This is a genomic window from Dietzia sp. Die43, from assembly GCF_024519835.1.
Lineage (GTDB): Bacteria > Actinomycetota > Actinomycetes > Mycobacteriales > Mycobacteriaceae > Dietzia > Dietzia kunjamensis.
Window position 1 is genome coordinate 39,486 of sequence record NZ_JALJRF010000015.1, and the last position, 13,212, is coordinate 52,697.

Annotated in this window: 12 protein-coding genes; 6 read left to right on the forward strand and 6 right to left on the reverse strand. The window is 71.2% G+C overall.

The window, feature by feature from the left end; genetic code table 11:
* Nucleotides 1-457 precede the first annotated feature (457 nt).
* On the forward strand, nucleotides 458-1,291 hold the full coding sequence (locus tag NR111_RS13460) for an HAD family phosphatase (protein WP_256821072.1): 834 nt from the start codon (nucleotides 458-460) through the stop codon (nucleotides 1,289-1,291).
* 462 nt (nucleotides 1,292-1,753) lie between these two features.
* Here NR111_RS13460 and NR111_RS13465 read toward each other — a convergent pair whose 3' ends face one another.
* A complete protein-coding gene (locus NR111_RS13465; protein WP_256821073.1) occupies nucleotides 1,754-2,512 on the reverse strand; it encodes an oxidoreductase in 759 nt (252 codons plus the stop codon).
* Nucleotides 2,513-2,655: 143 nt separating this feature from the next.
* Here NR111_RS13465 and NR111_RS13470 point away from each other — a divergent pair, with 143 nt between their 5' ends.
* The 4 genes from NR111_RS13470 (at nucleotide 2,656) to NR111_RS13485 (ending at nucleotide 7,177) form a co-directional block, all read left to right on the forward strand.
* Nucleotides 2,656-3,492 (forward strand): PRC-barrel domain-containing protein, encoded by an 837-nt coding sequence (locus tag NR111_RS13470; protein WP_256821074.1) that lies wholly within the window; start codon nucleotides 2,656-2,658, stop codon nucleotides 3,490-3,492.
* A gap of 155 nt (nucleotides 3,493-3,647) precedes the next feature.
* Nucleotides 3,648-5,615 (forward strand): acetate--CoA ligase, encoded by a 1,968-nt coding sequence (acs, locus tag NR111_RS13475; protein WP_119193268.1) that lies wholly within the window; start codon nucleotides 3,648-3,650, stop codon nucleotides 5,613-5,615.
* Nucleotides 5,616-5,696: 81 nt separating this feature from the next.
* A complete protein-coding gene (locus NR111_RS13480; protein WP_067711418.1) occupies nucleotides 5,697-6,212 on the forward strand; it encodes a phage holin family protein in 516 nt (171 codons plus the stop codon).
* A 95-nt stretch (nucleotides 6,213-6,307) separates the two neighbouring features.
* A complete protein-coding gene (locus NR111_RS13485) occupies nucleotides 6,308-7,177 on the forward strand; it encodes an alpha/beta hydrolase (RefSeq protein WP_120285186.1) in 870 nt (289 codons plus the stop codon).
* Between the two features lie 40 nt (nucleotides 7,178-7,217).
* Here the strand turns inward: NR111_RS13485 and NR111_RS13490 are convergent, their stop codons facing one another.
* From NR111_RS13490 to nth, 4 genes are read right to left on the reverse strand one after another with little or no spacing between them, the layout of a single operon-like run.
* Nucleotides 7,218-8,417, reverse strand: coding sequence for a MarP family serine protease (locus tag NR111_RS13490; RefSeq protein WP_256821075.1), 1,200 nt, complete (start codon nucleotides 8,415-8,417; stop codon nucleotides 7,218-7,220).
* On the reverse strand, nucleotides 8,414-9,379 hold the full coding sequence (locus NR111_RS13495) for a CoA pyrophosphatase (protein WP_256821076.1): 966 nt from the start codon (nucleotides 9,377-9,379) through the stop codon (nucleotides 8,414-8,416). The genes NR111_RS13490 and NR111_RS13495 overlap by 4 nt, the downstream gene beginning before the upstream one ends.
* Nucleotides 9,376-10,044: a redoxin family protein gene (locus tag NR111_RS13500; RefSeq protein WP_256821077.1), complete on the reverse strand. Its 669-nt coding sequence runs from the start codon at nucleotides 10,042-10,044 to the stop codon at nucleotides 9,376-9,378. Before NR111_RS13500 ends, NR111_RS13495 begins: the two co-directional genes overlap by 4 nt.
* Nucleotides 10,041-10,832, reverse strand: coding sequence for an endonuclease III (gene nth, locus NR111_RS13505; protein WP_256821078.1), 792 nt, complete (start codon nucleotides 10,830-10,832; stop codon nucleotides 10,041-10,043). The genes NR111_RS13500 and nth overlap by 4 nt, the downstream gene beginning before the upstream one ends.
* Before the next feature lie 324 nt (nucleotides 10,833-11,156).
* Here nth and NR111_RS13510 point away from each other — a divergent pair, with 324 nt between their 5' ends.
* Nucleotides 11,157-11,861, forward strand: coding sequence for a Crp/Fnr family transcriptional regulator (locus NR111_RS13510; RefSeq protein ID WP_096906152.1), 705 nt, complete (start codon nucleotides 11,157-11,159; stop codon nucleotides 11,859-11,861).
* A 157-nt stretch (nucleotides 11,862-12,018) separates the two neighbouring features.
* Here NR111_RS13510 and NR111_RS13515 read toward each other — a convergent pair whose 3' ends face one another.
* Entirely contained in the window at nucleotides 12,019-12,993 is a 975-nt protein-coding gene (locus NR111_RS13515; RefSeq protein WP_256821079.1) for an endonuclease domain-containing protein, read from the reverse strand.
* Nucleotides 12,994-13,212 lie beyond the last annotated feature (219 nt).

Below are 13,212 nucleotides of genomic sequence, written 5' to 3' on the forward strand. Positions count from 1 at the left end.
GCTCTCGGCGCGTCCGACCCCAGCGGCCGCCGGACCACCGCCGCCGTTTGACCGCAGCGGCCGACCGCAGCGGCTGACCGCAGCGGCTGACCGCAGCGGCTGACCGTTCACAGCCGCTCGCGGGCATGGCGTCTCGCACCGACCGCTGCGCAGGCGAGACGCCATGGCGGCGGGCGGCGACGGCCGTGGTGTGCAACCGCGGGAGCGAGACGCCGGGCGGGGGAGCGAATGCGCGGCGACGATCGACGCGGAAGCGGGTCCAAGAGGGCGCCGAAGCGAGAGGGCGAGCTGGCCGAGGGACCCGCTAAATGCGAGAGACCGCGGCAGGGGGTGCCGCGGTCTCTCAGAAGTGTCAGTTCTCGGGGGGATGAACTGAGCACCTTAGGGGGATGCCCATCACGGGCACCGTCAGTATTGCCCATCTGCATGGCCAGCACAAGAACCGTATCGTTGGGGCGTGTCCGCCCCACGCCCACCGGGCCCCAGGATGTCGCACCGGCCTCGTCGGGTCGCTGCGTTCTTCGACCTGGACAAGACGATCATCGCGACCTCCTCGGTGTTCGCGTTCAACAAGTCGTTCCTCGGCGAGGGACTGCTGTCGCGACGGTCGGTGATCGATCTGGCCTACACGCAGCTGGCGTTCAGCCTGTCCGACGCCGACGACGAGCAGATGCAGAAGGTGCGCCAGGCCATGGCGACCGCCACCAAGGGGTGGTCTCCCGAGCAGGTCGAGCGGATCGTCACCGAGGGACTCAAGGAGACCGTCTCCCCGACCGTGTACGCCGAGGCCCAGGACCTGCTCGCCGAGCACCGCGCGCTGGGCCACGACCTGGTGATCGTGTCCGCCTCGGGCGAGGAGTTGGTGGCGCCGATCGCCCGGATGCTCGGCGTGGACCACTACGCCGGCACGCGGATGAACCGGGACGCCGACGGCCGCTACGGCGGATCGATCGAGTTCTACTGCCAGGGCCCGGGCAAGGCGGAGGCGATCAGCGCGTTCGCCGAGCGCTACGGCTACGACCTCGAGGCGAGCTACGCCTACTCGGACTCCTCCACCGACCTGCCCATGCTCGACATGGTCGGCCACCCGACGGTCATCAACCCCGACCGCGCACTGCGGCGCGAGGCGCTGGAGCGGGGCTGGCCGATCCTGACGTTCGAGAACCCCACTCCGCTGCTGCCCACGTTCGAACGGGCGACCGGGCCGATCGTCGGGGTGGCGGCCATCGTCCTGGCCGTGGGTTCCGCCACCGTGTCGTTCGTCCGGGCCGCGCGACACGCTGGGCGGTAGCGCGGCCCATCGGGTGCGCGTGGCGATGGGGCGGACCCGTACGGTGCGTCGCCAACACCTCATCATCGGCGTCGGCGACGGGCACGGGCGATAGCCGGACTCCCCCACGAGTTCCGGTGTTCCTTGTGCGATCCCACCATCGCCCCGGGCCGGTCGCAGGCGGCATGCTCAGGGCACGGTGTTGAAGACGCCAGGACCGGGACGGAAGAGAAGTCACGGCCCCCCGCCCTCCTCACCGTCATCGACATTCGGAAACCCACGCGACGGATAACGCCCGAGAGGCAACACCAGCCGTGGGTCCGCGCCAGCCGTCACCGACGGTTGTCCCGGGCCGGCGACACGGCGGACCACAGGACGCTTGGTACCCGGATCTCTCGATGGACCGCAGTGAATTGGCGGGTCGGCTCCGGCCGACCCGCCATTCGCGCGCGCCCGGCCCGTTCGGCCACCGGCGCGCTCCGCTTAGCCCCCGGCTGCGTCGGCGATCGACGTCGCCTCGCGCGCGCCGGCCTCGAGGGCTCTACAGCAATGGAGGAGCCATTCGGTCACGCCCTCCTCTGTTCCGCTCATGTAGCCCTGCAGGGCGGCCCCGTGCGCCTCCGGGTCCCGATAGAAGGTCACCTCGGGCACGCCCAGGCCATGGGGGTCGAGCCCGGTCGACACCCCGACCAGGCGGAACGCCGCCCGGGCGACGATCCCGTCCGCGGACCCGAACGGTCGCAGGCCCGAGAGTTCGCCGAGGACGACCGCGGCGAGGACGGGCGCCGGCGCGCGGGTGCCTCCGGTGACCAACTCGGCGAGGCCCTGGAGACGCTCGGCGACTCCCTCCTCCGGGCGTGGCCGACCGAGACCCTGCGGGTCCACCCCGGGCCCGGACGCCGCGAGGAGGTGCAGATGGGCGAGTTCCTGGAGGGGCGAGCGGGTCCACACGGACACGGCGCGGTCGAGCGACTCGCCCGTCAGTTCCCCGGCCACGCGCAGCGCTGCCGAGAGCACCTCGTCCTGCTCGCCGTCGGTGTCCAGGCGGACGGACGCGCCTTCGACGCCGGCCGATGCGCGGGCACCGCGCAACACCGATTCGGCGGCGGTGGTGGGCCATCCGCGGCGGTTGGCGGGGTGTCGGTGCACCGAGGCGAGGGCTGCCCGGGCGGCGTCCGCGGCCTCGGCCACACCGGGCAGGGCGAGGAGCGGGGCGAGCGGGTCGGGGGCGGTGGAGGTCACGGGTCGAGGTTACCGACCCGGCGCGAATCGGCCGACACAGGTGATTTTCAGCTGCCTCAACCGGTGTCGAGCTGGTGTAATCAGCCCAATCCGTCGGGGCACGCGCCCGGCTCAGCCCCTACACCTCGATCCCGGAGGCCCTCGTGAATCTCAAGGACCAGCTCGACGCGCTGCTCGACGCGACCGCCTTCGACTCGACCGGGGCCAAGGTCGGCGCCGTGCGCCAGATCTACGTGGACGATGCCAGCGGCAAGGCCACGTTCGCGACCGTCGCCACCGGGATCTTCTCCGCCGACGCGATCGTCCCGCTCCACGGCGCGCGACTCCTCGACGACGAACTCCATGTCGACCACACCCGCGCCGTCATCCGCGATTCCCCGCGCCCCGACAACACCGAGGACGCCCTCACGCCGGAGCAGGAGGCCAGGTTGCTGGAGTACTACGGCATCGAGACCCCCACGCGGCTTCGCGGAACCGCCGCGTCCGAGCCCGGGACGGCGACCGGGGAGTCGGCGCCGAGCGGCGGAAAGGAGCCGAGCGCGGGCAAGACGGCAGGCGCCGGGAAGGCGCCGAGCGCCGGGAAGGCCGAGGGCACCGGTAAGACGGCCGTCGCCGACAAGACAGCCGTCGCCGACAAGACGGACACGCCGTCGGGTGCGGGCAAGACGGACAGCGCCCGGACGACCAGCGGCACGCCGGCGAGCGGGGGCGGGGCCGCGGTCGGAGCCAGCGCAGAGGGAACGAGCACGTCGCCTGGCACCGGCGCAGCACGCCGTCCGGCTACCCCACCCGCATCGACCGGGGCCACGGCGCCGACGGGCGCGACGTCGGGGGGCGGGAACAAGCCGACGACGACGAACTCCGCCTCGTCGACCGACACCCCGGAGCCCGCGAAGTCCTCCGGCCCGGGGCCCGCCACACCCGCCGGGCCACCGTCCGACGGCGGCTCCACGAAGGGCGAGAACACCCCTCGCGAGTGAACGGGATCGGGCAGGCCTCCCCCGACCTCCCCCCGCCGGGCCAGATCCCGAACACGGTGCGGCGCATGTGACTACGCTCACATGCATCGGTCCGGTCGCTTCCGCCGTGACGATCCCGGCCGTCCGTGAAATCTGATCCCGAGAGAGAGCCGCTGATGACCGCTCCCGAGCACGACCAGTCCTTCGCTCCCGACCCCGACTTCGCCGCGCAGGCCAATGCGCAGGCCGACCTCTACGACAGCGCCTCGAGCGACCGTCTCGCCTTCTGGGAGGAGCAGGCTCGCCGACTCGACTGGGACACCGAGTGGACCGAGGTGCTGGACTGGTCCGACGCCCCGGTCGCCAAGTGGTTCGTGGGCGGCAAGCTCAACGTGGCCTACAACTGCGTCGACCGCCACGTGGAGGCCGGCAACGGCGATCGTGTGGCCATCCACTGGATCGGTGAGCCCGGCGACGACGCACGCGACATCACCTACGCCGAACTCAAGGACGAGGTCAGCCGGGCGGCCAACTACCTCAGCTCGCTCGGCCTCGTCGCCGGCGACCGCGTGGCCATCTACATGCCCCTGCTGCCCGAGGTCTACATCGCGATGCTCGCGTGTGCCCGCCTGGGCCTGACCCACTCCGTGGTGTTCGCCGGATTCTCACCGAACGCGCTGCGCTCCCGCATCGACGACGCGGAGGCCAAGCTCGTCATCACCGCCGACGGACAGTTCCGGCGCGGTAAGCCCGCACCGCTGAAGGCCGGGGTCGACGACGCGCTCTCCGGAAACGGCGTCGATGCCGACGGCGACGCCGAGTCCGTGCAGAACGTGCTCGTGGTCCGCCGGACCGGTCTCGATGTGGACTGGACCGACGGCCGTGACGTCTGGTGGGACGAGGCGATGTCCGAGCAGTCCACCGAGCACACGCCGGAGGCTTTCGACTCGGAGCACCCGCTGTTCCTGCTCTACACCTCCGGCACGACCGGCAAGCCCAAGGGCATCGTCCACACCTCGGGCGGGTACCTCACCCAGTCCGCGTACACCCACCACAACGTCTTCGACCACAAGCCCGGCGAGGACGTCTACTGGTGCACGGCGGACGTCGGCTGGGTCACGGGCCACACCTACGGCGTGTACGCCCCGCTGGCCAACGGCGCCGAGTGCATCGTCTACGAGGGAACCCCGAACTCGCCCGACGAGCACCGTCACTTCCAGATCATCGAGAAGTACGGCGTCACCATCTACTACTCCGCGCCGACCCTGATCCGGACGTTCATGAAGTGGGGCAACGAGATCCCGGCCGCGCACGACCTGTCCTCGATCCGCCTGCTCGGTTCGGTCGGCGAGCCGATCAACCCGGAGGCGTGGCGCTGGTACCGCGAGAACATCGGCGGCGGCAAGGCTCCCATCGTCGACACCTGGTGGCAGACCGAGACCGGCGCGATCATGATCTCCCCGCTCCCGGGCGTCACCGAGACCAAGCCCGGTTCCGCCATGCGGCCGCTGCCCGGTATCGAGGTCGCCATCGTGGACGGCGACGCCAAGGAGGTCGCGACGGACGAGCAGGGCTTCCTCGTGATCACCGAGCCGTGGCCGGCCATGCTCCGCGGCATCTGGGGCGACATGGAGCGCTATCGCGACACCTACTGGTCCCGGTTCGCCGAGGAGGGCTACTACTTCGCCGGTGACGGCGCCAAGTGGGACGCCGACGGCGCACTGTGGGTGCTCGGTCGCGTCGACGACGTCATGAACATCTCCGGTCACCGCATCTCGACCTCCGAGGTCGAATCGGCCCTCGTCGGTCACCGCGCGGTCGCCGAGGCCGCGGTCGTCGGCGCCAACGACGAGACCACCGGCCAGGCGATCGTCGCGTACGTGATCCTGCGGGGCAACGTGGACGCCGAGGAGGATCGTCAGAAGCTCATCGACGAGCTGCGGGCCGAGGTGTCGCGGGAGATCTCCCCGATCGCCAAGCCCCGCGACATCACGATCGTGCCCGAGCTGCCCAAGACGCGGTCCGGCAAGATCATGCGTCGCCTGCTCAAGGACATGGCCGAGGGCCGCGACGGCGGCGACACCTCGACCCTGTCGGATCCGACGATCATGGACCAGATCCGCGAGAAGGGCACGCGCGGCTGACCGGGTAGCGGGTGAACACCGCCACGTGACGTGGCACGATGGACGACGGTGCATCCGTCGCCGGACTATGGAGGAACAACCGTGAGCCACGCCCAGGGAACGCACAAGCCGACCGAGGCCTCGATCCCCCTGCATGACGCTGACTCGATCGGCCGTGGCGACGCCAGTATCGGCACCCTGGTCAAGAACGCCACGACGCAGGTGTCGACACTGGTCCGTGCCGAGATCGAACTGGCGAAGACCGAGGTCACCGAGCAGGTGAAGAAGGCCGCGACCGGGTCCGGCTTCTTCGTCGCGGCCCTCGTCCTGCTGCTGATGTCCTTCTTCCCGTTCGTGTTCATGTGGGCCAAGCTCATCTCGATGTGGTTCGGCACCAAGACCTGGGACTGGATGGGCTTCCTCATCGTGTTCGTCGTCCTGGTCCTGCTCGCGGCGGTGTTCGGGCTACTCGGCTACCGCAAGGTCAAGAAGATCCGGAAGCCGCAGCGCACCATCGACTCGGTGTCGGACCTGAAGCTGGCCATGCCCAAGGGCAACGAGCCCCGGCCCGGCACGGTGCGTGTCACCGAGACGCCCTTGCCCGCGTCGAAATCCTGAGAACTCCCGCTCACCGGCCGCCCGACCCGTCGATCGTCAGGATCGACGGGTCGTGGCGGCATCGTGACGTCTCGGCCAACGGCATCCGCCTGCACATCGCCGAGGCGCTGCCGGCTGACACCCCGCCGGGCCGACTCCCCCCTCTGGTCCTCCTGATCCACGGTCTCAGTGGAATCTGGTGGACGATGCGGGCGCCCATGCTCGCGCTGGCCGACGCCGGGTTCCATGCCGTTGCCGTCGATCTCCGGGGCCACGGCGACTCGGACAAGCCGCCGCGCGGTTACGACGGGTGGACCCTGGCCGCGGACATGACCAACCTCATCCGGGCCCTCGGTCACTCCTCGGCGGTGGTCGTCGGCCAGGGCGAGGGCGGATTCATCGCATGGACCGCCGCCTACCGCCGGCCACGCGCGGTGCGGGGCCTCGTCGTCGTCGGCTCTCCCCACCCGGTCGCCACCCGGCGCGCCGCACTGCTCGACCGCTCCCAACGTCGTGCGCTGGTGCCTCGCCTGCTCGCGGACCAGGCGCCGCGGTTGCCCGAGCGGCACCTCACCCGCGACGGCGCCGCAGTGGTCGAGGAGATGCTCCGCAGTCGATCCGGGCCCACGTGGCCCGACACGGAGGACTTCCGCGAATCCGCCGACCTGCTCAGGCGGTCCATGCTCATCCCGAAGGTCGCCCACCTGACCCTGGAGAGCCGCCGCTGGATGGTGCGGAGCCAGTTCCGTCCGGACGGCCGCGACTTCCGCCGCGCGGTCTCGGGCGTCCTGCCGCAGCCCGTGCTGGGGATCAGTGGGACCGAGGACCGGTTCATCCTGCCGGCCACCGTCCGCGCGTCCTCGGCGTGGGCGCGCGACTTCACCACCGAACTGGTCCCGGGGGCCGGGCACTATCCCGCGATGGAGGCCCCGGACGCCACGTCCCGGCTGATCGTGGACTTCGCGCGGCGCGTCACCCCGCTCTGAGCCGCCGGGACTCCGACCCGCCGACCGGGCCCCGCGGTGATCAGCTGGGCAGCCCCACGCACCGCCCCGTCGAGACCGACTCCTGCGCATCGACCGCGAGCTGGAGCTGCGGCAGCACCTGCTCCACGGTCAGCGCGTACCCGGTGTCCGCGGCGTCCATCGCGGCGCCGAACACCACGCCGGCGACCTGCCCCTGCGGGGTGACCAGTGGTCCGCCGGAATTGCCCTCGCGAACGGAGCCCCGCAGGATGTACACCTCGCGCTCGACGGTCTGCTCGCGGTAGATGTCCGGGCCGCGCAGGGTCACACGCTCGCGGATCCGCGCCGCGTCCGGACGGTAGGGCCCGTTGCCCGGGTAGCCAACGACGATCGCGTCGTCGCCGGTGCGGGCACGGTTCTCGGCGAAGGGAAGAACCGGAGCGTCCAGCCCGTCCACGCGCAGCACCGCGATATCCACGCGGGGGTCGTAGACCACCACCTCGGCGTCCAGTTCCTCGTCACCGGACACGACGGTCACCGATCCGGTGCCCGCCACGACGTGGGCGTTGGTCATCACGAGCCCCGGCGCGGCGACGAATCCCGACCCCTCCAGCGCGCGGCTGCAGGACTCTGCCCGGCCGCGGATCTTCAGCACGGACGGCTGTACGCGGGCCACCACCTCGGCACCGGACAGGACCGGATCGGGCGGCGGCACCTCCTGCATCGGGGTCGTGCCGAAGGGCCCGAGGATGTCCGGGAAACCGGTGGTGCCGAGGACCGAGGTGAACGTCGCGGGGATCCGCTGCAGCTGCGCAGGAGCCACGTCGTCGATCTTGGCCAGTACGGACGACCCCCGCACCGCCTTGCCCAGCCCGGGTCCCTCCTGCGCGGCGATGGGCACCGCGACCAGCCAGGCCACGAGCAGCATCGCCGCGGATTGGAGGACGGCCCCCACCGTGCTGTCGAGGAGTCGGGCGCCGGAACCCGAGATGTAGCGCCGGGCTGCGCGGCCGATGGTCACGCCGGCCACCTGCCCGATGACCACCATCACGGCTATGATCGCCAGTCCCGCCGACAACCGGCCCAGTGGGGAGTCGATCTCCCGCACGAGGTGCGGGGCCACCAGCAGCCCTGAGGTCGCGCCGATGCCCACGCCGAGAAGCGCGAAACCCGAGGCTGCGGCGCCGTTGATCCAGCCGGAGATCGCCGCGGCGGCGGCGAGCGCGAACAATGCCAGGTCGAGCCACTGCGAGCCCGTCACCGGTACCCCCTCCGGGGATCGTCCGCGGGCAGGTCGAGCGAATCCTCGCCGTCCCCGGCCAGCCCGCCGTCGGCGGCCGTGGCACCGGCAACGGCGCTGGCGGCGGCGCGCGCGCTCAGCCCGGGGACGCCGGCGACGGTGCGATCGGCCAGTGGGTCCGCGGACTCGCGGCGGGCCTCCTCGGCCGACATGCGGTGCTGCTCCCCGTTCGCGGACGCGGCCAGGGTCTTCTCGAGGTCCCGGATGTCGGACGTGTCCCAGTCCAGGTCCCATCCGGCGGAGTGGAACATCGCGGCGAGGATGCCGGCGGTGAAGCCCCACACGACGAGGTCGTCGTGCTGGAACGCCGGGCCGGTCCACCCGGTGGTGTGCCGGAGCAGGAACCGGTTGGCGGGATCGAGCAGCTCGTCGACCGGCACGGTCATCACGCGCGCGGTCTCCCCCGGGTCCACGACGTCGACCTCCATCGGCTCCCGCCAGTATCCGAGCACCGGTGCGACGGAGTAGTTCGAGACCGGGATGTACAGCTCGGGGAGCACCGCGAGCACGTCCACCCCGTCGGGGTCGAGGCCGGTCTCCTCCCACGCCTCACGCAGTGCGGCCTCCACCGGGCCGCTGTCCGTGTCGTCGACGCCGCCGCCGGGGAACGAGATCTGCCCGGAGTGGTTGCGCAGGGTCGGCGCGCGGTGGGTGAGCAGCACGCGGGCGTCCTCGGGCGGCTGCGGCCCGGGGGCGTCGGGCGAGCCGGAGAGCAGCACCAGCACGGCGGCGTCGCGGTGCGGTCGGCCGGCCTCGTCGGGTCCGCGGTGGGCGGGCGGCTTGCGCTGGGGCAGGAGCCCGTCGAAGCTGCCGTCCGTGCACGCCGACATCAGCGGGTCCATCCACCCGGGATGCGCCACCCCGGTGATGTCGCCGGGGCGTGGCACGGGCCGGTCCGCCGGGTCGTTCGCGGTCGGGCTCACGCGGTCACCCCCAGGTGTTCGGCGACGGCGTCCAGCACGTCCTGTTCGCTGTCCATGGGCTGCACCAGCACGTGGGCGACCGTGCCGTCGGGGCGCACGAACAGCGTGAGCGGCAGCACGGGCGGGGCGCCGAGGACGGTGGGCAGCTCCTCGTCGTGGTCGGAGACCGAGACGAGTTCGTCGATGCCGAGCGCGGCGAGGGTGTCGAAGCCCTTGGTCTCGGACGGGTCGGTGTGGGAGATGACCACCCGCACGTCGTCGCCGAGCGTGGCGGCCGCGTCGCGGATCGCGGGGAGTTCGCGCCGGCACGGTTCGCACCAGTAGGCCCACATGTTGACGACCATGGGCTTGCCGGCCTGGATCTTGCCGAGCGTGGTGGTGGAGCCGTCGTCCATGCACCGCACCATGAGGCCGGCGACGGGCCCGGAGGTGGTGGCGGGTGCGGCGCTGTCGCGGCAGGCGGGCAGGTCGGCGCCGGCGCGGGTGTCGGCGTCCACGACCGTGTGCGGCTCGTCGGCGGCCGGGCCGCCCACGGGGGGCGCGCCGGGGGCGGCGGTCGGGTCGCCGGACCCGTCGGCGGCATCACCGAACGTGGAGAGAAGTGCGACGACGACGCCGATCATCGCCACGAGAGCGACCAGCGACCACCGGGCTGAGGCGCTCACGCGTGGTCCCCCAGTCCGACCAGTTCCAGCAGGTGGTCGCGCTCGGGTCCCGCCACGAGGCGGGCGGCGGCGACCGGGTCGAGCGGGCCGGCCTCGCCCGCGGACGGGCAGTCGTCGGCCAGCACACACGCCCCACAGGCCGCGGTCCGGGCGTGGCACACCCGGCGACCGTGGAAGATGATCCGGTGGCTCGCGTCGGTCCAGGAGGCCCGCGGCAGCATGCGCGACACCTCGCGCTCGATGCGGACGGCGTCCGTGGCCTCAGTCCACTTCCAGCGGTTCACCAACCGGATGAAGTGGGTGTCGACCGGCAGGCCCGGGATCCCGAATGCGTTGCCCAACACCACGTTGGCCGTCTTCCGTCCGAATCCCGGGAGGGTGACCAGGTCCTCGAGCCGCTGCGGCACCTCGCCGTCGTACCTCTCCACGAGCGCCGCGCCCAGGCCCTGGATGCTCCGCGCCTTGTTGCGGTAGAAACCCGTCGGCCGGATGAACTCCTCCAGCTCCTCACGGTCCGCCCCCGCGTAGTCGGCGGCGGTCCGGTAGCGCGCGAACAGTGCCGGCGTGACCTCGTTGACCCGCTTGTCCGTGCACTGTGCGGACAGGATCGTCGCCACGCTCAGCTCGAGCGGATCGGTGAAGTCGAGCTCGCAGTAGACGTTCGGGAACGCCTCCTCGAGGCGACGGAGCATGCGTCTCGCGCGCCGGGTGCGCCCGAGGTCGGTCTCCACCCCCCTCGCGGCCACCCCTCGGCTGCGGCGCTTCACGGCAGGAGCTGGGTCGGGCATGAGTCCACATTACGGCTCGGCGCCCCCGCGGCGCGGAACCGCCGCCCCGGGTGCGTGTGCGTCCCGCGGTCCGGGGGTGGATAATCGGACAGATGCAGGGAATCCTCGTCGTCCTGGTGCCGGTCCTCCTCGCCGGGTTCGCACTACTCATGGACCGTTTCGAGAACGCGATCCTCGACGAACCCGAACAGATCGACGTCTGAACCATCCCGCTGATCGCGCGTCGCCACCACCTCCGACGCGCTTACGACTACAGTGGTTTTCGCCACACGCACGCCATGGCACGGACACGCATGTCCGCGCCCGAACGGAGGGTCACAGACTGTGACGATTGATCGCCGCACGGACCAGTCTGCCGACGACGTCCTCACCAGAGCCGGAATCTTCCAGGGTGTGGAGCCGGCAGCGGTCTCCGCCCTGCGTTCCGACCTGACCAGCGAGGAGTACTCGAAGGGTGACGTGATCATCCGCGAGGGCGAGCAGGGCGACAGCCTGTACATCGTCACCTCCGGCAAGGTGAAGCTCTCCCGGAAGGCCCCCGACGGTCGCGAGAACCTGCTCTCCATCCTCGGGCCGTCCGACATGTTCGGCGAGCTCTCCATCTTCGACCCCGGCCCGCGCACCTCGTCGGCCGTGTGTGTCACCGACGTGTCCGTGCAGGCCATGGACCGCTCGGCCCTCAAGCGCTGGATCGCCGAGCGTCCGGAGATCTCCGACCAGCTGCTGCGCGTGCTGGCCCGCCGCCTGCGCCGCACCAACAACAACCTCGCCGACCTCATCTTCACCGACGTGCCCGGCCGCGTGGCCAAGGCCCTGCTGCAGCTCGCGCAGCGCTTCGGCACGCAGGAGGGCGGCAACATCCGCGTGACGCACGACCTCACGCAGGAGGAGATCGCCCAGCTCGTCGGCGCCTCCCGCGAGACGGTGAACAAGGCGCTGGCCGAGTTCGCGCACCGCGGCTGGCTGCGGCTCGAGGGCAAGAGCGTCATCATCTCCGACACCGAGCGACTGGCCCGCCGCGCCCGCTGACGCCCCGGCCCCCCCCCCCGGCCCCGGCTGCAGACCCAGCCCCCGCCCCCGCCCCCGCCCCGAAATCCGCTACCCGGAATAGGGATCCGCTAGTCCAATCCGACCAGCCGATCCCTATTCCGAGTAGCGGATTCTTGGTTGCCGGCGGGCGACGCTCTTACGCCGCGCGGCCAAGTCCGAGTTGCTCCTGCCGACGCATCGCGTCCTTCACCCGCCGGACGATCACGTCCGGACGCCGCAGGTCATCCCATACCAAGCGAATCACCACGTAGCCGGCATCTTCCAGATCGCGCTGCCTCTGGCGTTCACGGCTCAGTGCTTCCCGTATCTCCTGCGGGCTGTTCCCGTATTTGCCGAAGCCGTCCGCCTCGCCGATGAGCCTCCATTCTCGCCAGTAGAAGTCCACGCGGAACCGCTTGCCGCTCCGGCCCGACAGCCACACCTGCATCTCGGGCTGCGGGAGACCCGCGAACACCAGTATCAGCCGTATCAACGATTCCAGAACCGATTCCGACAACCCGCATGTCAGCTCCGGCAGCGCCCGCGCGCGCCCGACACCCGTGCGCCCCTTCGCCAGACCCGCCTCGTCCTGGAGTTCTGGGCGCGACAACATGCCTCGGCGGATGGCCTGATCGGCAGCAGCCACGCCGCTCTCCAGGCTCACCGTCCGTGCGACGTCGATGATCGTCCTGGCGGGAGAGGTCAACTGGATGCCGTCGACGAGTCTGGTCGCCCCCTCCACGGGCAGGGTGAAGCACACGAGCGCCGAACTGCGCCGCGTTCCGCCGCCCTCGCGTGGCCGGGTGGCGGTGGGCCGGTCCAAAGAGATCCCGTGGAGCGGCAGCCTGTAGAGCGCGAGGGCGGAACCGTGCGACATCACCGTCCCGGGTTCCACCGCGAGCGCGGCCGCCCGAGTTCGTTCGAGGAACTCCCGCTCCCTGCGGACGTAATCGGGCCCGCTCCCGGCGGGCGCCTCCTCCGGCTCGTGGGCGTAGACGCCGGACCGCACCCGCCGTAGCGTTCCGGCGCCGATCCGCCTGTTGATCTCATCGTGGTCCAGGCCGCTGCGGGCGAGCTGCGCGAACGTCGAGAGAAAGGGACTGTCGTGGTCGTCTGTCTTTGATGCACCCATGTTCGGCAGTCTCGCCCACGCCGACACGCGCACTCCCGCTGTAACCCGCGATATGCAGGCCGCCTGTGGAGAAATCCTCCCTGTGGACAATCTCCCCCGCGTCCCCGCGCCCCACCCAAATCCGCTAGCCGGAATCCGGATCGGCGACTCCAATTCGACTAGCCGATCCCTATTCGGACTAGCCGATTTTCGCGAATGGTCGGGCGGGGCGGGCGGGTC

What these genes read in the sequence shown, in the direction of transcription:
- acs (WP_119193268.1), top strand. Translation starts at nt 3,648, where the DNA reads ATGACCGCTCCCGAGCACGACCAGTCCTTCGCTCCCGACCCCGACTTC.
- nth (WP_256821078.1), bottom strand. Translation starts at nt 10,832, where the DNA reads ATGCCCGACCCAGCTCCTGCCGTGAAGCGCCGCAGCCGAGGGGTGGCC.
- NR111_RS13515 (WP_256821079.1), bottom strand. Translation starts at nt 12,993, where the DNA reads ATGGGTGCATCAAAGACAGACGACCACGACAGTCCCTTTCTCTCGACG.